At 35.6% G+C, this 21,712-nt stretch carries 28 protein-coding genes and 2 tRNA genes; 28 read left to right on the forward strand and 2 right to left on the reverse strand.

Annotation, left to right across the window (positions count from 1 at the left end):
* Positions 1–3: 3 nt before the first annotated feature.
* From smpB to DW196_RS08420, 24 genes are all read left to right on the forward strand, one after another.
* The gene (gene smpB, locus DW196_RS08305; RefSeq protein WP_118250928.1) at positions 4–468 is read left to right on the forward strand and encodes an SsrA-binding protein SmpB; all 465 of its coding nucleotides are present in this window, start codon (positions 4–6) and stop codon (positions 466–468) included.
* Positions 469–927: 459 nt separating this feature from the next.
* Positions 928–1,650, forward strand: coding sequence for a F0F1 ATP synthase subunit A (atpB, locus tag DW196_RS08310; RefSeq protein WP_071457823.1), 723 nt, complete (start codon positions 928–930; stop codon positions 1,648–1,650).
* Between the two features lie 37 nt (positions 1,651–1,687).
* Entirely contained in the window at positions 1,688–1,900 is a 213-nt protein-coding gene (gene atpE, locus DW196_RS08315; protein ID WP_071456694.1) for an ATP synthase F0 subunit C, read from the forward strand.
* Positions 1,901–1,959: 59 nt separating this feature from the next.
* Positions 1,960–2,481, forward strand: coding sequence for a F0F1 ATP synthase subunit B (gene atpF / locus DW196_RS08320; protein ID WP_071456695.1), 522 nt, complete (start codon positions 1,960–1,962; stop codon positions 2,479–2,481).
* On the forward strand, positions 2,474–3,013 hold the full coding sequence (atpH, locus tag DW196_RS08325) for an ATP synthase F1 subunit delta (RefSeq protein WP_158080136.1): 540 nt from the start codon (positions 2,474–2,476) through the stop codon (positions 3,011–3,013). The genes atpF and atpH overlap by 8 nt, the downstream gene beginning before the upstream one ends.
* Positions 3,014–3,049: 36 nt before the next feature.
* A complete protein-coding gene (atpA, locus tag DW196_RS08330; protein WP_071456697.1) occupies positions 3,050–4,588 on the forward strand; it encodes a F0F1 ATP synthase subunit alpha in 1,539 nt (512 codons plus the stop codon).
* 16 nt (positions 4,589–4,604) lie between these two features.
* Positions 4,605–5,519: a F0F1 ATP synthase subunit gamma gene (locus DW196_RS08335; RefSeq protein WP_071456698.1), complete on the forward strand. Its 915-nt coding sequence runs from the start codon at positions 4,605–4,607 to the stop codon at positions 5,517–5,519.
* Positions 5,520–5,540: 21 nt separating this feature from the next.
* The gene (gene atpD, locus DW196_RS08340) at positions 5,541–6,944 is read left to right on the forward strand and encodes a F0F1 ATP synthase subunit beta (RefSeq protein ID WP_071456699.1); all 1,404 of its coding nucleotides are present in this window, start codon (positions 5,541–5,543) and stop codon (positions 6,942–6,944) included.
* Positions 6,945–6,962: 18 nt separating this feature from the next.
* Positions 6,963–7,382: a F0F1 ATP synthase subunit epsilon gene (locus DW196_RS08345; protein WP_071456700.1), complete on the forward strand. Its 420-nt coding sequence runs from the start codon at positions 6,963–6,965 to the stop codon at positions 7,380–7,382.
* Positions 7,383–7,436: 54 nt separating this feature from the next.
* A complete protein-coding gene (locus tag DW196_RS08350; RefSeq protein ID WP_071457090.1) occupies positions 7,437–7,679 on the forward strand; it encodes a DUF1146 family protein in 243 nt (80 codons plus the stop codon).
* Positions 7,680–7,781: 102 nt separating this feature from the next.
* Complete coding sequence (gene murA, locus DW196_RS08355) at positions 7,782–9,080, forward strand: UDP-N-acetylglucosamine 1-carboxyvinyltransferase (protein WP_118250929.1); 1,299 nt, start codon at positions 7,782–7,784, stop codon at positions 9,078–9,080.
* A gap of 30 nt (positions 9,081–9,110) precedes the next feature.
* The gene (locus DW196_RS08360) at positions 9,111–9,290 is read left to right on the forward strand and encodes a DNA-directed RNA polymerase subunit beta (RefSeq protein WP_071457088.1); all 180 of its coding nucleotides are present in this window, start codon (positions 9,111–9,113) and stop codon (positions 9,288–9,290) included.
* A gap of 60 nt (positions 9,291–9,350) precedes the next feature.
* Positions 9,351–9,635, forward strand: coding sequence for a membrane protein insertion efficiency factor YidD (yidD, locus tag DW196_RS08365; RefSeq protein ID WP_071457087.1), 285 nt, complete (start codon positions 9,351–9,353; stop codon positions 9,633–9,635).
* A 147-nt stretch (positions 9,636–9,782) separates the two neighbouring features.
* Positions 9,783–10,955, forward strand: coding sequence for an ABC transporter substrate-binding protein (locus DW196_RS08370; RefSeq protein ID WP_118250930.1), 1,173 nt, complete (start codon positions 9,783–9,785; stop codon positions 10,953–10,955).
* 63 nt (positions 10,956–11,018) lie between these two features.
* A complete protein-coding gene (locus DW196_RS08375; protein WP_071457085.1) occupies positions 11,019–11,894 on the forward strand; it encodes a branched-chain amino acid ABC transporter permease in 876 nt (291 codons plus the stop codon).
* A gap of 9 nt (positions 11,895–11,903) precedes the next feature.
* The gene (locus tag DW196_RS08380; RefSeq protein WP_071457851.1) at positions 11,904–12,857 is read left to right on the forward strand and encodes a branched-chain amino acid ABC transporter permease; all 954 of its coding nucleotides are present in this window, start codon (positions 11,904–11,906) and stop codon (positions 12,855–12,857) included.
* Positions 12,850–13,626: an ABC transporter ATP-binding protein gene (locus DW196_RS08385; protein ID WP_118250931.1), complete on the forward strand. Its 777-nt coding sequence runs from the start codon at positions 12,850–12,852 to the stop codon at positions 13,624–13,626. The genes DW196_RS08380 and DW196_RS08385 overlap by 8 nt, the downstream gene beginning before the upstream one ends.
* Positions 13,626–14,330: an ABC transporter ATP-binding protein gene (locus DW196_RS08390; RefSeq protein WP_118250932.1), complete on the forward strand. Its 705-nt coding sequence runs from the start codon at positions 13,626–13,628 to the stop codon at positions 14,328–14,330. The genes DW196_RS08385 and DW196_RS08390 overlap by 1 nt, the downstream gene beginning before the upstream one ends.
* Before the next feature lie 4 nt (positions 14,331–14,334).
* Complete coding sequence (locus DW196_RS08395; protein ID WP_118250933.1) at positions 14,335–14,985, forward strand: CBS domain-containing protein; 651 nt, start codon at positions 14,335–14,337, stop codon at positions 14,983–14,985.
* Positions 14,986–15,065: 80 nt separating this feature from the next.
* A complete protein-coding gene (locus DW196_RS08400) occupies positions 15,066–15,272 on the forward strand; it encodes a DUF2969 family protein (protein WP_118250934.1) in 207 nt (68 codons plus the stop codon).
* A gap of 78 nt (positions 15,273–15,350) precedes the next feature.
* Positions 15,351–15,431: transfer RNA gene (locus DW196_RS08405), tRNA-Tyr, on the forward strand.
* 5 nt (positions 15,432–15,436) lie between these two features.
* Positions 15,437–15,508, forward strand: a tRNA-Gln gene (locus DW196_RS08410).
* Between the two features lie 102 nt (positions 15,509–15,610).
* Positions 15,611–15,802 carry a hypothetical protein gene (locus tag DW196_RS08415; protein WP_071457081.1) on the forward strand — a complete coding sequence of 64 codons (192 nt, stop codon included), beginning with the start codon at positions 15,611–15,613 and terminating at the stop codon, positions 15,800–15,802.
* 135 nt (positions 15,803–15,937) lie between these two features.
* On the forward strand, positions 15,938–16,645 hold the full coding sequence (locus DW196_RS08420; RefSeq protein WP_079344997.1) for a GntR family transcriptional regulator: 708 nt from the start codon (positions 15,938–15,940) through the stop codon (positions 16,643–16,645).
* A gap of 24 nt (positions 16,646–16,669) precedes the next feature.
* Here the strand turns inward: DW196_RS08420 and DW196_RS08425 are convergent, their stop codons facing one another.
* Complete coding sequence (locus DW196_RS08425; RefSeq protein WP_118250935.1) at positions 16,670–17,314, reverse strand: YigZ family protein; 645 nt, start codon at positions 17,312–17,314, stop codon at positions 16,670–16,672.
* Positions 17,315–17,364: 50 nt separating this feature from the next.
* Between DW196_RS08425 and DW196_RS08430 the strand changes: the two genes are divergently transcribed.
* Positions 17,365–17,919 carry a hypothetical protein gene (locus tag DW196_RS08430; protein ID WP_118250936.1) on the forward strand — a complete coding sequence of 185 codons (555 nt, stop codon included), beginning with the start codon at positions 17,365–17,367 and terminating at the stop codon, positions 17,917–17,919.
* A 41-nt stretch (positions 17,920–17,960) separates the two neighbouring features.
* Here DW196_RS08430 and DW196_RS08435 read toward each other — a convergent pair whose 3' ends face one another.
* Entirely contained in the window at positions 17,961–18,884 is a 924-nt protein-coding gene (locus DW196_RS08435) for an alpha/beta fold hydrolase (RefSeq protein ID WP_118250937.1), read from the reverse strand.
* Positions 18,885–18,981: 97 nt separating this feature from the next.
* Between DW196_RS08435 and DW196_RS08440 the strand changes: the two genes are divergently transcribed.
* From DW196_RS08440 to hpf, 3 genes are all read left to right on the forward strand, one after another.
* Entirely contained in the window at positions 18,982–20,286 is a 1,305-nt protein-coding gene (locus tag DW196_RS08440; RefSeq protein ID WP_118250938.1) for a DEAD/DEAH box helicase, read from the forward strand.
* Positions 20,283–20,972: a ComF family protein gene (locus DW196_RS08445; protein ID WP_118250939.1), complete on the forward strand. Its 690-nt coding sequence runs from the start codon at positions 20,283–20,285 to the stop codon at positions 20,970–20,972. Before DW196_RS08440 ends, DW196_RS08445 begins: the two co-directional genes overlap by 4 nt.
* Before the next feature lie 132 nt (positions 20,973–21,104).
* Positions 21,105–21,659, forward strand: coding sequence for a ribosome hibernation-promoting factor, HPF/YfiA family (gene hpf / locus DW196_RS08450; RefSeq protein ID WP_071457073.1), 555 nt, complete (start codon positions 21,105–21,107; stop codon positions 21,657–21,659).
* The last annotated feature ends 53 nt before the right edge of the window (positions 21,660–21,712 follow it).

The raw sequence follows: 21,712 nt of genomic DNA on the forward strand, positions 1-21,712 counted from the left end.
ACCATGCCTAAAGGTGAAGGAAATTTAATTGTTCAAAATCGTAAAGCTCGTCATGACTATTCGGTCTTTGAAACGTTTGAAGCAGGTATCGTGTTAAAAGGAACAGAGATTAAATCAATTAGACAACGTCGTGTTAACTTGAAAGATGGGTTTGCACGTGTACGTGATGGAGAAGCATACCTAATGAATGTCCACATCAGCCCGTATGATCAAGGGAACATTTTTAACCATGACCCGCTTAGAACAAGAAAACTATTACTACACAAAAAGCAAATCATTAAAATCGGCACAGAGATGAAAAATCCTGGTGTGACGCTGATACCATTAAAGATTTATATCAAAGATGGGTTTGCAAAAGTACTTTTAGGTTTAGCTAAAGGTAAAAAGCAATATGATAAACGTGAAGACTTAAAACGAAAAGACATGAACCGAGAGATTAATCGGGCGCTTAGAGACAAACAACGATAGTTTATCAGTTGTTTGTCTTTTTTTATAAATGTTCGGAGTCTTTTAGTAGTTGGCACTTAATATAGTGAATTATCAAACAATCAAAGACTAATTCTGTGTGTAAAGGTAATATTTTTGGTAAGTGTTATTATGCTTTTTATGGAGGTGATTAATAAGGAGACAAAAATCAATTTTTTTTAAATAGTTAGTTAAAAAAATGCAATAACTTTTATTATTCTGAGTATGTTTTAACCGAGTTTTCATTTGTCTTTTTTTTTGTATGAAACTTGTGAGAATTATACCGAATTACTTTGTGTTATTTATCATTTGGTGGTATTATAGTCTCGATAGTGACAGTCTATCAATGGACCATTATGTGGAAAAATGAATGTATCTACAAACATTTTTTCATACACTGTTACAGAAGCTAGAAAACTTCTGAATTTGTTTTAATATTGAGAAGAAAAGGGGTGAAATGTGGTGGAAGAAAAATCCTGGTTGTTTACCATTGGAGGTTTAACATTTGATGGAACGGTCGTAACAATGACGATATTGACTTGTTTGGTTGTCTTTGGATTAGTGTATTATTGTACACGAAATTTAAAGCTTAAACCTACTGGTAAACAAAATGTCATGGAAGCTCTTGTTGATTTTGTTCGCGGTATCGTAGGTGATAACGTTGAAAAAAACGAAATCAAACAATATCATTTATTGGCATTTACTTTTTTCATGTTCGTACTAGTATCTAACACTTTAGGACTCATTACAAAAGTAACTTTGTTTCCAAGTGATGTTTCCTTCTGGAAGAGCCCGACTGCAGATCCAACAGTGACACTAACATTGGCATTTATAGCCATTATTTTAGCTAACTATTATGGAATTAAGAAGCAGGGTGTTAAAAGTTATTTTGTTAACAGTTATATGAAACCAGTGGGTTTTTTATTACCAATTAAGTTAATTGAGGAATTTACCAATGTATTAACACTTGGTTTACGTCTTTATGGTAATATTTTTGCAGGTGAGGTATTACTATCGTTAATTGCCGGATTAGGAGCAAGTAGTCCAACGAAATTTATTTTGGCTCTGCCACTTGAAGTGATATGGCAAGCCTTTTCGCTTTTCATTGGTGGAATCCAAGCATTTATTTTTGCTACTTTATTGATGGTCTATATCTCACATAAAGTAGAAATTGAAGAAGTATAAGTAAACGTATAAAAACATTTTTAGGAGGAGAATTGTTATGCAATATATTGCAGCAGCTATCGCAGTTTTAGGAGCTTCTATCGGAGCAGGTTATGGTAATGGTAAAGTTATCTCTAAAACATTAGAATCAATGGCACGTCAACCAGAATTATCAGGTCAATTAAGAAGTACAATGTTTATCGGGGTTGCCTTAATTGAAGCGATTCCTATCATCGGTGTCGTAATTGCCTTGTTATTATTATTCAAATAACATATACAAGATTTAAAAGTTAATTAGATGAAATTCAGGGAAGGATGTGTCGTAATCACATGATGAATCAATTAGTGATTGCTAGTTCTGGACAAACTACGTTTAGTACCATTTTATTTGTCTCTGTTTCATTTCTTGTATTGTTATTAGCGTTAAAGAAATTTGCTTGGGGACCTCTAACGACTATGTTAGACGAACGAGAAAACAAAATAGCTGGCGATATTGATAGTGCAGAACAATCAAAAATAGACGCTGCTAATTTAGCCAAACAAAGAGAAGTGGAATTAAAAGAAGCTCGTACTGAAGCTCAAAGTATTATTGCTCAAGCAAAAGATGTTGCTGAAAATAATGCTCATGCAATTATCGTAGAAGCTCAAGAACATGCAACAAGAATGAAAAAGCAAGCTCAAGAAGATTTGCGTCTTGAAAGAGAACGCTTATTGGCAGATGCTAAAAAAGAAGTGGCAGACTTGTCTGTGGAAATTGCCTCTAAAATACTTAAAAAGGAATTGTCGGCTAGTGCTCATCAAGAGTTGGTTCAATCAAGTATTGATAAGCTAGGAGTTGATGACAATGAATAAGAAATTTAGTGTCGCAAAAACTTACGGTAAGGCTCTATTTACTGAAGCAACACAATTAAACATGGTTAATGAAATTTATCAAGAGTTGTTACAACTTAGAGAAGTTTACCATGAAGTGCCGGATTTAGGTGACATTTTATCAGATGATCGTTTATCAATTTTTGAAAAAGTAAACATCGTAAAAGACTTGGAAAATAGTTTTAGTGATACGATGGCAAAATTCATCCATACTGTTTATGACTATGGTCGTATGAATGAAATGCTTGATATCATTGATGAATACGAGCATCTATATTATGACCAATTTGGTATTATTGTCGTGACAGTGACAACAGCCGTTGCACTATCACTAGAACAAAGACATGATTTAGAAAAACGCTTGGCAAAACAATTTCATGCAAATAAAGTTGTTTTAAGACCAAAATTAGACCCAAGCATAATGGGTGGAATGATTGTCGAATCAGAACATCGAATCATTGATCAAAGTGTGAGAACAGAATTAAATAACATTCATGCTAAATTATTGGCTTGATGTTTATGTTTAACGACAAGGTGAGAGGTGAGATACATGAGTATAAAAGCGGAAGAAATTAGTTCGCATATTAAACAACAACTTGCTAAATACGAAGAATCATTAACAGTAGATGAAGTTGGAACAGTTTCCTATGTTGGTGACGGTATTGCTCGTGCTTACGGATTAGAAAATGCCATGTCGGGAGAATTATTGGAGTTTGATAATGGTGTTTATGGTATGGCTCAAAACTTAGAAAATGATAGTGTCGGTATTATCATTTTAGGGGATTTTGAACAAATACGTGAAGGCGACAAAGTAAAACGTACACGACGTATTATGGAAGTACCTGTTGGTGAAGCATTAATTGGACGCGTGGTTAATCCTTTAGGTCAACCTATTGATGGTATGGGCGAAATCGCTACAACCAAAACACGACCAATTGAAGCAGCAGCTCCTGGTGTTATGGCTCGTAAATCAGTATCAGAACCACTACAAACAGGATGGAAAGCAATTGATGCATTGGTACCAATTGGACGTGGACAACGTGAGTTAATCATTGGTGACCGTAAAACTGGTAAAACCACCATTGCGATTGACACAATCTTAAATCAAAAAGATCAAGACATGATTTGTATTTACGTTGCAATTGGTCAAAAAGAATCAACTGTACGTAACCAAGTTGAAATCTTGAAAAGATATGGTGCAATGGACTACACGATTGTTGTGTCTGCCAGTGCATCACAACCAGCCCCTTTACTTTATTTAGCACCTTATGCTGGAGCAAGTATGGGTGAAGAATTTATGTATAATGGAAAACACGTATTAGTCGTATATGATGATTTATCAAAACAAGCAGCAGCTTATCGTGAAATTTCATTACTATTACGTCGTCCACCAGGTCGTGAAGCGTTCCCTGGGGATGTATTCTACTTACATTCTCGTTTACTTGAAAGAGCAGCGAAATTGAGTGATGAATTAGGTGGCGGATCGATGACTGCCTTACCATTTGTTGAAACACAAGCCGGAGATATCTCTGCTTATATTCCAACGAACGTTATCTCTATTACTGATGGACAAATCTTCTTAGAAAGTGATTTGTTCTACTCAGGTGTTCGTCCTGCGATTGATGCTGGGTTATCAGTATCACGTGTTGGGGGATCTGCTCAAATTAAAGCAATGAAAAAAGTTGCAGGTACACTTCGTCTAGATTTAGCAAGTTACCGTGAATTAGAAGCATTTACCCAATTTGGTTCTGACTTAGATGAGGCAACTCAATCTAAATTAAACCGTGGTAAACGAACTGTAGAAGTTTTGAAACAAAATGTGCATGAACCATTAGCTGTTGAAAAACAAGTCTTAATTCTTTATGCATTGACTCATGGATTCCTAGATACCATTCCAGTAGTAGATATTTTACGTTTTGAACGCGAATTATTTGAATACGTGGATAATAACTATCCAGCAATCTTTGATACAATCCGTAATACAAAGGGATTACCAAATCCTGAAGATATGGATAAAGCAATTGATGAATTTAAAGGGATTTTTAGTTCAAGTGAATTCTCTGTTGCAGACGAAGTAAAACAATCTTAGAAAGTGGTGATTGAACATGGGCGGCTCACTTATTGATATTAAGAAGAGAATAGCTTCAACAAAAAAGACCAGTCAAATTACTAGCGCTATGCAAATGGTAGCAGCTTCTAAATTGACGAAATCTGAACAATCATCAAGACGCTTTCAAGAGTATGCTTCTAAAGTAAGAAGTATGACAACTCATTTGGCATCGACACAGTTAGCTGCAATTGATAACTCTGATTTTTCTGGTTTTGAGCAAGATATGGAAATGTATCAACAAATGCTTATTGCAAGACCAGTTAAAACAATCGGGTATATCGTTGTGACGTCTGACAAAGGTCTAGCGGGTGGTTATAACAGTTCGATTTTAAAAAATATGTTAGAAATCATCAAAAAAGACGAAGAAGATGGCATGAATGTGGTGTTAATGGCTATTGGAGGAACTGGTTCAGATTTCTTCAAGCATCGTGATTTTCCAGTTGCTTATGAATTAAGAGGATTAAGCGACTACCCAAGTTATAGTGAAGTAAGACGTATCGTAAACTCTGCTTTACAAATGTATAATAGTGAAATGTTTGATGAGTTATATGTATGTTATAACCATCATGTCAACACACTATCATCATCATTTAGAGCTGAAAAAATCTTACCAATCGTTGACTTAGATGCTAAAGAAGCTGAAACGTACGAACAAGAGTATACTCTTGAGCCTTCAGCAGACGCTATTTTAAATACGTTACTGCCCCTTTACGCTGAAAGTTTAATATATGGAGCAGTTTTAGACTCTAAAACTGCTGAGCATGCTGCACGGATGACCGCCATGAAGAGTGCCACAGAAAATGCGACAAACATTATTGATGATTTGACCATTTCTTATAATAGAGCACGTCAAGCGGCCATTACAGAAGAAATCACAGAAATTGTTGGTGGAGCAGCTGCCTTAGAATAATGACGGGGAGGAATTGTTGAGATGAAAGTAGGAAAAATAGCCCAAGTCATTGGTCCCGTTGTTGACGTGGCTTTTCCATTAGACCAAGCATTACCTGATATAAATGATGCATTAATCGTTTATAAAGCTGGAAGTAAAGAAAAAGTTGTATTAGAAACAACTCTTGAAATTGGCGATGGAATCGTTCGAACAATTGCAATGGAATCTACAGACGGACTACAAAGAGGAATGGAAGTTCTTCATACAGGAGGTCCTATCAGTGTTCCAGTTGGTCCTGAAACATTAGGTAGAGTCTTTAACGTACTTGGTGAAACCATTGACTTAGGTGAACCAATTGGTGAAGAAGTAGAAAGAGATAGCATTCATGCAAAAGCACCTTCTTTTGATGAATTAAGTACTAACTCTGAAATTTTAGAAACAGGTATCAAAGTAATTGATTTACTTGCTCCTTACTTAAAAGGTGGTAAAATCGGATTATTCGGTGGTGCCGGAGTAGGTAAAACAGTGTTGATTCAAGAGTTGATCAACAATATCGCTCAAGAATTAGGTGGGTTATCAGTGTTTGCCGGTGTAGGTGAACGTACTCGTGAGGGGAATGACCTTTACTTCGAAATGAAAGAATCTGGCGTTATCAAGAAAACAGCCATGGTGTTCGGACAAATGAACGAGCCACCTGGTGCCAGAATGCGTGTAGCCTTAACAGGTCTTACTATGGCAGAATATTTCCGTGATGAAGAAAAACAAGATGTGTTACTCTTTATTGATAACATTTTCCGTTTTACTCAAGCGGGTTCTGAAGTATCAGCCCTTTTAGGACGTATGCCTTCAGCCGTTGGTTACCAACCAACATTAGCAACGGAAATGGGACAACTACAAGAACGTATCACTTCGACAAAAGATGGATCAATTACATCAATTCAAGCGATTTATGTTCCTGCCGATGACTATACTGACCCGGCTCCAGCAACAGCCTTTGCGCATTTGGATGCAACAACTAACTTGGAACGTCGTTTGACTGAACAAGGGATTTATCCAGCGGTAGATCCATTAGCATCATCATCAAGTGCCTTAGAACCTGACATTGTTGGAGAAGAGCACTATAAAGTAGCTACTGAAGTTCAACGTTTATTACAACGCTACAAAGAATTACAAGATATTATTGCAATTCTTGGTATGGATGAGTTAAGTGATGAAGAGAAAGTAATTGTAGGTCGTGCTAGACGTGTCCAATTTTTCTTATCACAAAACTTCCACGTAGCTGAACAGTTTACTGGTCAACCAGGTAGTTATGTTCCATTAAACGAAACAATTAAAGGATTTAGAGCAATCTTAGATGGTGAATATGACCACTTACCTGAAGAAGCGTTCAGAAGTGTAGGCCGCATTGAAGAAGCTATCGAAAAAGCAGAAAAAATGGGCTACTAACAAGGAGGGAAAGTGATTATGAGTACCTTTATGGTTAACATTGTAACGCCAGATGGATTGATTTATGAGCATGAAGCTAACTTTTTAGTGGCTAACACAGAGGCAGGTTCGCTTGGGATTTTACCTAAGCACTGCCCTTTGATTGCCCCTTTAAAAATTGATGCTGTGCGTATTGATAGAGAAGGAGATATTAACGACTGGATTGCTGTTAATGGTGGTGTTATTGAAGTACGTGATAACGTGGTATCAATTATTGCCAACAGTGCTGAAACAGAAGAAAATATCGATATTTCACGTGCTGAACAAGCTAGGAAACGTGCAGAACAAAAAATTGAAGCTGCAAAAAATGAGCAAAATCAATCAATTGATATGGCTAGAGCTGAAGTGGCGCTTTATCGAGCGTTAAATCGGCTTAATGTGGCGAATAAAAGAAGGTAAGGAAACGATTGTTTCTTTACCTTCTTCTCATTTATAAAAATACGGGGGGAAACAATGTCAGTATTTGGTGTGGATGCGTTAGTTCGAATTATGAGTCATTTTGTTTTTATTTATTTAACGTTTTGGGCTATTAATTCGCTACGTCTAGATATATTATTTAAAAAAGGAATACAGTACGATAGACAAATCAAACTTGCTTATGTATTCTTATCAGTTGCGATAGGTTTTCAAGTTAGTAATTTCTTTTTAGAGGTTATTTTCTTAGTGAGAAACTTCTTTGAGGGAATGATTGTCTAATAAAATAATTAAGAACGTATGTAGTAATTTCTTTTTCCATAAAATCGTGCTATAATTACTAAGATTTGTACTAAGTTCCTTATATTTATGGAGGGGAAATTAATGGAATATATTGCAGTACGCGGTGGAAATCGCTTAGAAGGAAACGTTAAAATTGAAGGAGCTAAAAATGCTGTATTGCCAATATTAGCCGGAGCATTACTAGCTAATAAAGGCCAAACAACAATTACCAATGCACCAATTCTTTCAGACGTTTTTACAATGAATAACGTGATTAAATATTTAAACACAGATATCGAATTTATTGAAGAAGAAAATACAATCAAAATTGATGCGACAAAAGAATTAGAAACGGAAGCACCTTTTGAGTACGTGAGTCAAATGAGAGCGTCAATCGTTGTTATGGGACCATTATTAGCTCGTACAGGTCGTGCGAAAGTCGCAATGCCTGGTGGATGTGCTATTGGAACAAGACCAATTGATTTGCATTTAAAAGGATTCCAAGCTTTAGGAGCAAAAATTACGCAACAAAACGGTTACATTGAAGCTGTTGCTGATGAACTTGTCGGAGCAAGAATTTATTTAGATTTCCCAAGTGTGGGTGCCACTCAAAATATTATGATGGCAGCTGTAAAAGCAAAAGGTACAACGATTATTGAAAATGTTGCAAGAGAACCTGAAATTGTCGATTTAGCCATCTATTTAAATAAGATGGGCGCTAAAATCGTCGGAGCAGGAACTGAAACGATTCGTATCGAAGGTGTGACAGATTTATATGGGACCAAACATAGTGTGGTTCAAGATCGTATTGAAGCTGGAACATTTATGGTAGCCGCAGCTGCAACACAAGGAAATATCTTTATTGAAGATGCAGTTGCAGAACATAATAGCCCACTAATTTCAAAATTAGTTGAAATGGGTGTTGATGTTATCAATGAAAAAAACGGTATTCGTGTGATTGGACCTGAGTACTTGAAACCAACTGATATTAAAACATTGCCTCATCCAGGTTTTCCAACAGACATGCAAGCTCAAATGAGCGTGTTGATGGTATTAGCTTCAGGAGATAGTGTCTTAACTGAAACAGTCTTTGAAAATCGATTCCAACATTTAGATGAATTACAACGCATGGGTGCTCAATATCGTACATCTAATAGTGTGGCTTACATTAGTGGTGTGCCAACACTTCAAGGTGCTCAAGTGAGTGCGACAGATTTACGTGCTGCTGCAGCATTAATTATTGCTGGACTTGTTGCAAGTGATGAAACTCGTGTGATGCGATTAGAACATTTAGATCGTGGGTACTACAAATTCCATGAAAAATTAGCTAAACTTGGTGCCACAATTGAAAGAATTGATGAAGATAGTGTTAAAGAATCTTCAGTTGAAGTAGTTAGCTAGCGTTATCCCGTTGTTAAGGAGGAAAATTAATTGAATTCAATTACCAAAAGAGTATTAATTCAGGTCTTATTGGTCATTTTACTGATTGCTGTATTAATCGGGTTATTTTTCCTAGGGATTTTTATTGGTTATGTTTATGTTGGAAAAGGGCAATCAAGTGATGCCTTTAATCCAGCAACATGGCAACATATTTTAGATTTTGTAAAATAATAACTAATGACCATCAACGATTGTGTTGGTGGTTATTTTTTAAATTGGTAGGAAGAGTCAATGAAAAAAATAATTATATTACCAGTACGTTTTTATCAAAAGTTTATTTCACCTTTGTTTCCTAAAAGTTGTCGATACCATCCAACGTGCTCACAATATATGATTGATGCGGTAAACTATCACGGAGCATTTAAAGGATTTATCATGGGAACTGGACGGATTTTGAGATGTCATCCATTTGTAAAGGGTGGTATTGACTATGTTCCACAAAAATTCAGTGTCAGAAAAAACCCTGATGAGACATATCGAGGTCCGTATAGCAGAAAGAATAAAATGAACAAGTAAATGACAAATTGTTGATTAGACTGTTTAAATTTAACGGTCTATTTTTTTATTTTAGAATTGTCTGAAAATTCTGTTGACTTATAACCAATATTAATTTATATTAATAAATATCTTATTTAAATCTAATGTAGAAGTGAGGAATATAAAATGAAAAAAATTATGGGAATGCTTATGGGTGCAACATTGTTGCTATCAGCTTGTGGAACACCTGGTGGGGGAGCAGCACAAAGCAATAACAAAGCAGACAAAGATGCAGAGACGGTTAAAATCGGTTTAAACATGGAATTATCTGGTACAGCTGCTGGGTATGGTAATCAGGAAAAAGAAGGTGCCGAACTTGCAGTGAAAGAAATTAATGAAGCCGGTGGGATTAACGGTAAAAAAATTGATTTAGTCATCAAAGATAATAAAAGTGATACGGCCGAAGCAGCAACAATTGCAACAAGTTTAACAACAAGCGACAATGTAGTTGGGATAATTGGACCTGCAACATCAGGTGCGACAAAAGCAGCTAGTCCAAACGCAACAAAAGCTCAAGTACCAATTATCACACCATCAGCTACAGATGATTCAATCACTGTAGCAAATGATAAAGTGCAAGAATATATTTTTAGAACATGTTTCCAAGATTCGTTCCAAGGGGTTATCTTAGCTAACTATGCAACTGATAATTTGAAAGCGAAAAAAGCAGTGATTATTGGAGATGTATCAAGTGATTACGCTAAAGGATTAACGAAAGCATTTAAAGATACATTTAAAGGTGACATTGTTGCAGATGAAAAATTCAATGCCAAAGACAAAGATTTCAAAGCAATCTTAACAAAAATCAAAGACAAAGATTTTGATTTCATTTATTTACCAGGATATTACGAAGAAGCTGGTTTAATTATCAAACAAGCTCGTGAAATGGGAATTGAACAACCAATTATTGGAGCTGATGGATTCTCAGACTCTAAATTAATTGATATTGCTGGAGCTGAAAATATGAGTAATATTTATTACACAGCACATTTCTCTGAAAAAGCACCTGCTTCTGATAAAGTAAAAACATTTATTGATGCCTTTAAAGAAGAATATGGTAAAGCACCAAGTTCATTTAATGCTTTAACTTATGATTCAGTATATATGATTAAAGCAGCTCTAGAAGCTGAAAAAGAAAACACAAGTGAAGCTTTAACAAAAGGTCTCGCTACATTGAAAGACTTTGATGGTGTTACTGGAACAATGACAATGGATGAAGATCACAACCCGAAAAAACCAGCTGTCGTAATCGGACTTGAAAAAGGCGAAGAAAACACAGCAGAAGTTGTAAATCCGTAAGAAATTATGAAAACCAAGGAGCTTGATTAAAGGTTCCTTGGTTTTTAAAAAGGAGGGGAAACAATGAATGTCCTTCAACAATTAGTCAATGGACTCTCATTAGGAAGTATTTACGCACTATTAGCCCTAGGGTATACAATGGTGTATGGAATTATAAAGTTAATCAATTTTGCTCATGGTGAAATATATATGATTGGTGCCTTTATTGGGTACTATGTGGCTAATAACTTCGGTTTTGGTTTAGTTTTGACACTTTTAACATCTATGATTATCTGTGCGATTTTAGGGATGTTAATTGAGTTTTTAGCTTATCGTCCGCTTAGAAACTCGACACGTATTGCAGCACTTATTACAGCGATTGGGGTATCATTTTTACTGCAATCATTAATGATTTATTTCGTGGGAGCAGACACTCGTCCGTACCCACAGCTGATGAAAAATACAACTTATGATTTAGGGATTTTCCAAATTAGTAAAATTCAAATCGTGATTATTGCAACGTCAATTTTCTTAATGCTATTATTACAATTTATCGTGCAACAAACAAAAATGGGACGTGCGATGCGTGCAGCAAGTGTTGATCCTGAAGCAGCTCAATTAATGGGGATAAATGTTAATTATACTATTTCATTTACATTTGCTCTTGGTTCATCATTAGCTGCTGCTGGAGGTGTATTAATTGGTCTTTACTACAACAGTATTGACCCAATGATGGGAGTTGCGCCTGGTCTTAAAGCGTTTATCGCTGCCGTATTTGGTGGAATCGGGATTATTCCTGGTGCCGCACTCGGTGGGTTTGCGATTGGTATCATCGAAACGGTCGTTAGTGCGTTAGGATTTACAGCATATCGTGATGCAGTGGTTTATTTGATTCTAATTATTGTGTTACTCGTTAAACCATCCGGATTACTAGGTAAAAATATTAAGGAAAAAGTGTAGGTGATAACAATGAAAGAACGATTGAAAATAAATGGTATTTGGTTAGCAATAATGGTCGTTGTTTTTGCCATTTTGGCAACAACTTACTCAACTGGATTGATGTCACCTGTTATCGAAACAACACTCGTCATGATTGGCATTAATATCATATTAGCTGTTGGACTAAACTTAGTTATTGGTATTTCTGGTCAGTTTTCTTTAGGTCATGCTGGGTTTATGGCAATCGGTGCTTACACAACGGCGATTATGACATTAAAAATTCCAACTATTGTTGGCTTTCTATCCGGATTAGCTCTTGGTTGTATTCTATCGGGAATTGTGGCACTTTTAGTTGGTATCCCAACACTGCGTTTGTCAGGTGATTATTTAGCGATTGCAACACTTGGAGTTTCTGAGATTATCCGCTCATTAATTATGAATATGGATCACATTACAAATGGTCCAGCTGGATTATTTGGTATTCCGCCATTTGTTACGTGGTCAATGGTTTACTTGTTTGTGTGTATTACGTTAATTTTAGTGACAAATTATATTCATAGTGCAGCAGGACGCGCGACGTTATCTGTTCGTGAGAATTTAATTGCAGCGGAATCAATGGGTGTGAATGTGACAAAATATAAAGTTGTCGCTTTCGTGATTGGTGCGATGACTGCAGCTGTAGCTGGTGGTATGTATTCAAGCTATGTTCAAACGATTGTGCCAGGGAACTTTGATTTTATGAAATCAATTGATATTCTAATCATCGTGGTATTTGGTGGAGTTGGAAGCATGACAGGAACTGTTGTAGCGGCCGTTTTACTTGGTGTATTGAATATGTATCTACAAGATTTTGGTGCCATTCGTATGATAATTTATGCGTTTGCTCTAGTTATCATCATGATTTTCAAACCTTCTGGCTTATTAGGAACAAAAGAGTTTTCAGTGAAAAAACTTCTAAGCAAAGGAGGAAAACAACATGTCTGAGTTGAATATTAGTCATTTAACAAAAAACTTCGGTGGGTTAGCCGCTATTCAAGACTTGAATTTGCACTTTGGTGACAATGAATTAATCGGCTTAATTGGTCCAAATGGAGCGGGGAAAACAACCCTTTTTAACTTGATTACAGGTGTGTATGAACCAAGTTCAGGTACGATTGAGTTAACTCATGATGGCAAAACAACGAAATTAAACGGGATTGCTCCTTTCAAAATAGCTCAACTAGGTATCAGTCGAACATTTCAGAATATTCGCTTGTTTAAAGATTTGAGTGTTCTGGATAATGTCTTGATTGCAATGACCGCCAATGCTAAAGAAAGTGTGTTATCTGGCATGTTACGGTTGCCTTCTTTTTATAAAAAAGAAGATAAAATGAGAGAAGAAGCAACGAAATTATTAGGTCTATTTGAATTAGAAGACAAGAAAGATAATTTAGCGAAAAATTTACCTTATGGGGAACAGCGTCGTTTGGAAATTGTCCGCGCTTTAGCAACAAAACCGAGCATTTTATTTTTAGATGAACCAGCTGCTGGTATGAACCCTCAGGAAACAGAAGAATTAACCCAATTAATCAAACGCATTCAAAAGGAATTTGGGTTGACCATTGTCTTGATTGAACATGATATGTCCTTAGTTATGGAAGTCTGTGAAAGACTTTATGTATTAGAGTATGGGGCGTTAATTGCCTCTGGAACACCAGAAGAAATTAAGCAAGACAAACGCGTTATTCAGGCGTATTTAGGTGGTGAAGAGTAATGTTAAAAGTTGAAAATTTATCGGTGCATTATGGCATGATTCAGGCAGTAAAAGATGTGTCTTTTGAAGTAAATAAGGGTGAAATCGTCAGTTTAATTGGGGCTAACGGAGCTGGTAAAACGACTATTTTAAAAAGTTTATCAGGCTTAGTTAAGCCTTCATGTGGTTCGATGATATTTAATAATGAAGATCTAACGAAAAAATCAGCTCCGGCTATTGTGAAAAGTGGTTTAGTCCAAGTGCCAGAAGGTCGTCATATTTTTGCGGGGATGACGGTTATGGAGAACTTGGAGCTTGGTGGTTTTATTCATAATAATCATGATGAGAAAAAAGAAATTTTAGATTATATTTTTGAGACATTCCCTATATTGAAAGAAAGATTAAAACAAGATGCCGCAACACTTTCAGGTGGAGAACAACAAATGCTTGCTATGGGGCGAGCGTTGATGACGAAACCTGATTTACTTTTACTTGACGAACCATCAATGGGACTAGCGCCAATTTTTATCCGTGAGATTTTTAATATTATCGAGCGTATCAATAAGCAAGGAACAACCATTCTTTTGATCGAACAAAATGCCAATATGGCGTTGAAACTTTCTGATAGAGGGTATGTATTAGAAACAGGTCAAGTTGTGCTTAAAGGGAGCGGTAAAGAGTTATTAGAGAGTGAAGAAGTACAGAAAGCATATTTAGGAGGATAGTGTTATGTTAGTAAAAGACTATATGTCAACAGAAGTGATTACGATTTCCCCTGGAACACCTGTTTTTCAAGCGATGGACTTAATGAAACAACAAAATATTCACCGTTTGCCAGTCGTTAAAGATAATCAATTAGTTGGATTGGTCACTGAAGGAACGATTCAAGAAGCGATGCCATCAAAAGCAACGAGTTTAAGTGTGTATGAAGTGAATTATTTGTTAAATAAAATGACTGTAGACGATGTGATGATTAAAGACGTTCACACTATCAAGGCTGATGAATTTATTGAAGAAGCTATCAAAATTATGTGTGAGTACAATATCGGTGTATTACCAGTCATTGATGAAAAAGATATTATTAAAGGGATTATCACAAATACCGACGCGTTTGATGCTTTCTTAGCGATTACAGGATACGGAGAAGATGGCACACGGGTGGCTATTTCGATTAAAGACGATCATCCAGGTGTGTTGGCTGATTTAACTAAAGTGTTAGCAGAAAATCAGTTTAATATCGTACAAATTGTGGTTTACAGAAAACAAAGTGACGTGATTATTGTGATACAAATTGTTGAAAAAGATGCAGAAAAACTAAAAAATACGTTAGAATCAAACAATTACGATTGGTTACTGTGTTTAGAAACAAAGAGAAGCTAAAAAGCTTCTCTTTTCTCTTAACAAACCGAAAATAATATGTTATTCTATATAAGTTCGATGTGTGAAGGGACGGGATCGATATGAAAAAAAATAAACCTGTTGAAGTTGAAATTAAAGAAGTAAACGGTCACGATGAGTTATTAATTGGTAAAAAAGTGATTGGTAAAGTAGCTAAAACTGTTGATGAAAAATTTCAAGTAGAAACAACAGATGGCATCCTTGGAGTATTTAAGTCACAAGATGATGCGTATGAAGAAGTTTTGAAACATTGGAATTTAAATAATTAAAAAATTTAAAAAAGTACTTGATTTTTTTTTTGAAATTCGTTATTATATGGAAGTCGGGTAATTAACCTTGATTGACACGGAGGGGTAGCGAAGTGGCTAAACGCGGCGGACTGTAAATCCGCTCCTTCGGGTTCGGCAGTTCGAATCTGCCCCCCTCCATTTATTGGGCTATAGCCAAGCGGTAAGGCAACGGACTTTGACTCCGTCACTCGTTGGTTCGAATCCAGCTAGCCCAGTATTATCTAACGCTGATGTCGGTGTTAGATTTTTTTTTATTTTCTTTTGTGGTATGATACATATATATGATAGAAAATTAATTATAAAGGAGATTTAATCACATGAGCGAATTATCTGAAAAATTAGTATCTCAAATTTTAGAGTATCGTGATATTTTAACAAGTAATGAAGTAGTAGAAAACATTAAAGACAAAGCTCAAATGGTATTTCCAACAAAGGAATTTGTTGAGCCTAGTAAATCTGATAAGTTGAAACAAAGTCATCGTAAATGGCGTGCAAAAAATCGTTATTAAGATAATTACAAGTTATACAAAGGTGTAGAGAAATCTATGCCTTTTTTTGTTTATAAGAGTTGTTATCTAATGGTGTTGTCATTAATTATAAAAATCGCTATAATAAAGGTAATGAAATTAAAAGGACGTGAATGAATGACTCCAAAGTTGCCTGTTTACATTCAGATACATGATAAAATTAAACAAGAAATTGAAGACGGTATCTGGAAGATTGGGGACAGATTACCTTCTGAGAGGGAATTATCTGAAGTATTTGGTGTCAGTCGCATGACACTTCGACAAGCTATCCAAACGTTAGCAGATGAGGGGATATTAGAGCGAAAAATTGGCTCAGGAACTTATATAGCTAGACAAAAAGTTCAAGAGACGATGATTGGAACAACAAGCTTTTCAGATATCGTACGCTCGCAAGGAAGCAAACCATCAAGCCAAACATTATCTTATTTTGTCACTGCACCTAGTTCTAGCGAGATGGAAAAATTAGGTTTAACAAAAGATCAAAAAATATTGAAGATGGAGCGAATTCGCTATTCAGATGATATTCCGATTTGCTTTGAAGTAGCCAGTATTCCCCATCATTTGATTGAGGATTTTAGTAAAGAAGAGATAACACGCTCGCTTTATAACGTACTGGCTAGTCAAGGGCATCGTGTGATTGGTAAATCGTCTCAAACAATATCGGCACTCAATGCATCAGAAAAAATTGCGCATTACTTAGAGCTTAAAAAAGGCGATGCGGTATTGCGTTTACGCCAAGTGTCTTACTTTGACAATGGGACACCGTTTGAATACGTGCGAAGCCAGTATGCAGGTGAACGATTTGAATTTTACTTAGAAAAATAAAAATAAATCCTGGAGAAATAGACTCTAGGATTTATTTATTGGCATCTCAAAATAATCAAGTCTCCCTTTTTGGGATGAATATTGAGCATTAAGTAAATTAGTTAATTTTTCTTCAAACAGTTGAACATTTTTTTCATCAACCATAATGTATAGAGTCACAGTATCGCTAAATTGTGTGTTACATAGAGTGTACTCAGGGTGATTATTTAAAAAGTGTTCTAATTTTCCGTGAGAGGAATAGTCCACCGTAATAATCATTTCTTGTTGAAGTTTGCCTTCTACAAGACCTACGTGTTCAATGGCTTCGGAAACAGAAGAACTATACGCGCGAATTAAGCCACCAGCACCAAGTTTTGTTCCACCAAAGTAACGTGTTACAACTGCTAACACGTTACGTAGCTCTTTAACTTTAAGGACTTCAAGCATTGGGACACCTGCTGTACCACTTGGCTCACCATCGTCACTTGAACGTTGAATTTCCTGATTGTCGCCTAAAACATAAGACACGCAATTGTGATTGGCTTTCCAATGCTCTTTTTTTATTTGTTGTATGTGTTCTTTTGCCTCATCTTCATTGTTAATGCGTCTTAAATGACAAATAAAGGATGATTTTTTTATGACGATTTCATAATCACCGTCTTGTTTTATGGTATAGTAATTTGATAGCATCTTTAAACCCCCAAAGTTATTAGTAATATGTGTTAAAAAGGAGAATGGTTATGCAAAAAAAACGAATAGGGTTACTTATATTGGTTTTAACTTTCGTCTTAAGTGCCTGTACATCCACTAATAGTAGTTCGACAAGTAAATCAACGGATAAAAAGGATGATAAACTTGTTTACACACTAGAATATGATCATCATCAGTATCAGTTTAACATGCTTGATGGCTGGCGTAAATTTCCAAATAGTGATAAGTCGATTGCATTTTTAGTTGGAAATAAAGATTCAAAGTCATTTATGTCTGCAGGATTTGAAGAAAAGAAAGATAAGTCACTAGATGATTATAAAAATGATTATTTGAAAAAGTTAAGTGAATCAAAAGCCACTATTGTGGTAGAGCCTGAGAAAAAAATGTTGAATGATTTAGAAACGTATTATCTTGGAGTCGAAATGAAAGACGCAAAAGACCGTGTGTTGACGTATCGTATATATTTAATCGAAACACCAGATTATTTTATTAATTTAGGGGCATGGACGAGCGAAGCAAACCCAACAGAAAAAACCATTCAAGGGTTAAATGATATTTTATCAACCTTTAAAGAAAAAGAATAATAAAAAAGCATGAGGCGGTAATAAACGCTTCATGCTTTTTTCTATAGTCTGTGAGACACCCAATCATAAATGTCTAGTGTGACATCAAGGGATTCTTTTTCATTCAGTATTTCATGTCGTAAGTCATGATATAGACGAAGTGTTACGTCTTTAAAATAGTTGTCACTTAATTCAAGTGCGACTTTTCTAGGTCCTTTACCATAGTTTCCAACTGGATCTTTTTCTCCGCTTATAATTAAAATAGGTAAGTCACGTTGAATCGTATTGTACCAATGTTTTTTTGTGGCACCGTGAACTAAACTTAAAAGAGTGTAGTAGCCGTTATTGGTGAAAATAAAGCCACATCGGTCATCTTTTTCGTAGTTTTCAACATTTTCCGGATTTTTTGATAACCAACTATAAGGTGAGTGAGCTGGTTTAAATGCTTGGTTGTATGAGCCAAACATTAATTTATCTAAGGCCGGATTTTTCGTTCTAGGTGAGACGGTATTTAATCCTTTAGCTAATTTCAATGCCATTTTAACATCATTTCGTCTGCTTGTAGTTCCCATTAAGATAGCACCTTTTACTAGTTGGGAATATTTTTTTAAGTAATTTCGCACTACAAATGATCCCATGCTGTGCCCTAAAATAAATAAAGGTGTGTCAGGGTAACGACTTTTAGCGTATTGAGTAATTTGGAAGGTATCTTCCACCACGATAGAGGCACTATCGCCCTCACAGAAAAATCCATGTAAAGGATCATCCATATCAACTGATTCACCATGACCTAAGTGATCGTGACCAATGACAAGGATATTATGTGAAGCTAAATATTCTGCAAGTGGGGCATATCGCTCGATATATTCAGCCATGCCATGAACAATTTGCAAAATTGCCTTAGGTTTTTTCGTTGATGGGTGCCAAACTATCCCATTTAAATCAGTGTTTCCATCTAAAGATTCAATAACAAATGTTTTCTTCATAATGATATCCTTTCCGTAAATAACTTATTCTCATTATAGTCTATTTGGCAGTTCGTCACTAGCCTATTGCGTATTTTATTTGTGGGAGGGATGATAGATGGATGAAACACTATATGGCAGACAACTACTTAAAAGCGATATACCAAAGTCATTAAGGCATGTAGTTGATAATGATAAACAGATAAAAAAAGTAGCGGGGATGTCGATTGATGGGCAATTTGTTGTTTGTCAAAGATGTGGTCACGAAAACCATCGCTCGCAGTGTCAAACAAGTACGGAATACTATTGTGTGTATTGTATTAACATGGGAAAAGTCAAAAGTGACGCGTTTCTTTACCGTATTCCTAGAAAATTAAAACAAGCTAAACGAGAGAGGTGTTGTGAATGGAGAGGAGATTTAACTAAGATACAACAACGTGTGGCAAATGACCTACTAACAGCTTACGACAATCAAACCAATCATTTTGTCCATGCTGTAACAGGTGCGGGGAAAACAGAAATGTTGTTTCCCTTAATCGAAAAAGCTTTAACAGACGGCAAGATAATAGGTATCGCTACGCCAAGGATAGACGTGTGCTTAGAATTATTCCCTCGATTACAAGCGGCTTTTCCATCAATTAAAAGTAATTTGTTATACGGCAAGTCTAAACAGGAATTTGATGGTGCGTCACTCGTTATTTGTACCACACATCAATTGATGCGATTTTTTCATTATTTTGATATTTTAGTGATTGATGAAGCTGATGCCTTTCCTTATGTCAATTCAGCTGAATTACAATATGCTACGAAGAATGCCTTGGTAAAACAGGGAATGATGGTTTTTTTGACCGCAACGAGTAATAAGAATCTAGAAAATTATCAAAATACAACTAGAAGTGTGGTTTCAAGACGATTTCATGGTAGAGATTTGCCTGTACCTAACACGTTTTACTGCCCAAAATTGTCAACTCAGTTAAGAAAAGGAACACTGCCTAAAAAGTTAATTCAAACAATAGATAAGCAAACACATCCACTGATTGTATTTTTTCCTGATATTTCATTGATATTAGATAGTTATAATGTGTTAAAAAAGAGATGGCCGGACAAAAAAATGGGTGTTGTCTATGCGTCCTCTAAAACAAGAGAAGAAACTGTCGAAAAAATGCGACGAGGTGAGCTTGATATACTACTGAGCACTACGATTTTAGAGCGTGGTGTCACCTTTCACTGTATTTCTGTGATGGTGGTGTGTGCGGATCATCGTGTGTTTAACCGCGCGACATTAATTCAAATTGCAGGACGAGTGGGACGAAGCAGGGATTCAGCAGTTGGTAAGGTGCTGTTCTTACACGAAGGAAAAACGACTGCGATAAAACAAGCTATAAAAGAGATCAAGCAGATGAATAGGCGGTCACCATTATGATGTGTGTACTTTGTGGACGAGATATAATCAGACAGATGAGTTTAAAGAAACTACTTTTTGGAGATATGACAACATCTATAGCCTGCTGTGAATCATGTAAAGATAAGTTTACGCCAATAGAGACAGGACAATGTGGACAATGTCAGTACTGTGATGGTGAGAGTAAGACAAAGGTTTGTACAGATTGTCAGTATTGGCAAGCTCAAGGTATGATATTAGAACCGCATATCGCCTTATTTAAGTATGACGATACTATGAGTGACTTTATGTCGCAATATAAGTTTCAAGGCAATCAATCGCTTGCTGCTGTCTTTAGTGAGGATATCAAAAACAGATTGAGTGAATTGTCGTATGATGTGGTAATTCCCATGCCATTATCAAAAAAGCGTCATTTAGACAGAGGGTTTAATCAAGTGGCTTTGTTACTAGATGAGGCAAAGATTGACTATCAGTTAATCTTAAAAAAATCAAAACATCATAAAAAACAATCAGCTAAATCACGACAGGATAGACTTAAAACTAGTATGTTTTTTAACATATCAAAAAAAGATACTCATAGCGTTGATGGAAAAGTGATTGTTTTGGTAGACGATGTGTATACGACTGGAAACACGATGATGCAAGCAAAACGTTATCTTATGGATAAAAAGGCTAAAAAAGTCATAACGTTTTCTTTAGCAAGATGATACAATAAAGCGTTTTCTACTAAAGTATTTGTCATTTTATGACAAGTTCGATATAATAGGGGTAGAAAGATGAAGGGAATTAAAAAAACCTTATTTTTCTAGTTTTAGTGATAGATGAAAGGGGTAATAGTTATGTTTAGATACAATGTAAGAGGCGAGAACATTGAAGTTACTCAAGCCATAAGAGAATATGTAGAGAAAAAAATTGGCAAATTAGAAAAATATTTTACAAATGTGCCTGAATCAACGGCACATGTGAATTTAAAAGTTTATTCTGATAAAAATGCTAAAGTGGAAGTAACTATTCCATTACCATATCTTGTATTAAGAGCTGAAGAAACCTCTCCAGATTTATATGGAAGTATTGATTTAGTTGTCGATAAATTAGAACGACAAATTAGAAAGTATAAAACAAAAATTAACCGTAAATCAAGAGAAACAGCTTTAGATGTAACAAAAGAATTGGTATTTGCTCCGAATGATTCTACAGAAAAAATGGACGAACCAAGTTTAGAAATTGTTCGTACAAAACGTTTATCATTAAAACCTATGGATAGCGAAGAAGCTGTATTACAAATGAACATGTTAGGTCACAACTTCTTTATATTTGAAGATGCTGAAACAAATGGAACAAGCATCGTTTACAAACGTAAAGATGGCAAATATGGCTTAATTGAAACAAACTAAAAAATATAAGATAACATCTCGTAGAAAGTGGAAAAACTTTCTACGAGATGTTT

The organism is Vagococcus sp. AM17-17 (assembly GCF_003471765.1).
Classification (GTDB): domain Bacteria; phylum Bacillota; class Bacilli; order Lactobacillales; family Vagococcaceae; genus Vagococcus; species Vagococcus teuberi.

Bases quoted from the DNA above. Each gene is read 5' to 3' on its own strand.
- atpE (WP_071456694.1), top strand. From the start codon at position 1,688: ATGCAATATATTGCAGCAGCTATCGCAGTTTTAGGAGCTTCTATCGGA.
- atpD (WP_071456699.1), top strand. From the start codon at position 5,541: ATGAAAGTAGGAAAAATAGCCCAAGTCATTGGTCCCGTTGTTGACGTG.
- DW196_RS08415 (WP_071457081.1), top strand. From the start codon at position 15,611: ATGAGCGAATTATCTGAAAAATTAGTATCTCAAATTTTAGAGTATCGT.
- murA (WP_118250929.1), top strand. From the start codon at position 7,782: ATGGAATATATTGCAGTACGCGGTGGAAATCGCTTAGAAGGAAACGTT.
- yidD (WP_071457087.1), top strand. From the start codon at position 9,351: ATGAAAAAAATAATTATATTACCAGTACGTTTTTATCAAAAGTTTATT.
- DW196_RS08425 (WP_118250935.1), bottom strand. From the start codon at position 17,314: ATGCTATCAAATTACTATACCATAAAACAAGACGGTGATTATGAAATC.
- DW196_RS08385 (WP_118250931.1), top strand. From the start codon at position 12,850: ATGTCTGAGTTGAATATTAGTCATTTAACAAAAAACTTCGGTGGGTTA.
- DW196_RS08440 (WP_118250938.1), top strand. From the start codon at position 18,982: ATGGATGAAACACTATATGGCAGACAACTACTTAAAAGCGATATACCA.
- smpB (WP_118250928.1), top strand. From the start codon at position 4: ATGCCTAAAGGTGAAGGAAATTTAATTGTTCAAAATCGTAAAGCTCGT.
- DW196_RS08400 (WP_118250934.1), top strand. From the start codon at position 15,066: ATGAAAAAAAATAAACCTGTTGAAGTTGAAATTAAAGAAGTAAACGGT.
- DW196_RS08335 (WP_071456698.1), top strand. From the start codon at position 4,605: ATGGGCGGCTCACTTATTGATATTAAGAAGAGAATAGCTTCAACAAAA.
- DW196_RS08390 (WP_118250932.1), top strand. From the start codon at position 13,626: ATGTTAAAAGTTGAAAATTTATCGGTGCATTATGGCATGATTCAGGCA.
- DW196_RS08345 (WP_071456700.1), top strand. From the start codon at position 6,963: ATGAGTACCTTTATGGTTAACATTGTAACGCCAGATGGATTGATTTAT.
- DW196_RS08430 (WP_118250936.1), top strand. From the start codon at position 17,365: ATGCAAAAAAAACGAATAGGGTTACTTATATTGGTTTTAACTTTCGTC.
- atpF (WP_071456695.1), top strand. From the start codon at position 1,960: ATGATGAATCAATTAGTGATTGCTAGTTCTGGACAAACTACGTTTAGT.
- DW196_RS08350 (WP_071457090.1), top strand. From the start codon at position 7,437: ATGTCAGTATTTGGTGTGGATGCGTTAGTTCGAATTATGAGTCATTTT.
- DW196_RS08375 (WP_071457085.1), top strand. From the start codon at position 11,019: ATGAATGTCCTTCAACAATTAGTCAATGGACTCTCATTAGGAAGTATT.
- DW196_RS08395 (WP_118250933.1), top strand. From the start codon at position 14,335: ATGTTAGTAAAAGACTATATGTCAACAGAAGTGATTACGATTTCCCCT.
- DW196_RS08445 (WP_118250939.1), top strand. From the start codon at position 20,283: ATGATGTGTGTACTTTGTGGACGAGATATAATCAGACAGATGAGTTTA.
- DW196_RS08435 (WP_118250937.1), bottom strand. From the start codon at position 18,884: ATGAAGAAAACATTTGTTATTGAATCTTTAGATGGAAACACTGATTTA.
- DW196_RS08380 (WP_071457851.1), top strand. From the start codon at position 11,904: ATGAAAGAACGATTGAAAATAAATGGTATTTGGTTAGCAATAATGGTC.
- DW196_RS08370 (WP_118250930.1), top strand. From the start codon at position 9,783: ATGAAAAAAATTATGGGAATGCTTATGGGTGCAACATTGTTGCTATCA.
- hpf (WP_071457073.1), top strand. From the start codon at position 21,105: ATGTTTAGATACAATGTAAGAGGCGAGAACATTGAAGTTACTCAAGCC.
- atpA (WP_071456697.1), top strand. From the start codon at position 3,050: ATGAGTATAAAAGCGGAAGAAATTAGTTCGCATATTAAACAACAACTT.
- atpH (WP_158080136.1), top strand. From the start codon at position 2,474: ATGAATAAGAAATTTAGTGTCGCAAAAACTTACGGTAAGGCTCTATTT.
- DW196_RS08420 (WP_079344997.1), top strand. From the start codon at position 15,938: ATGACTCCAAAGTTGCCTGTTTACATTCAGATACATGATAAAATTAAA.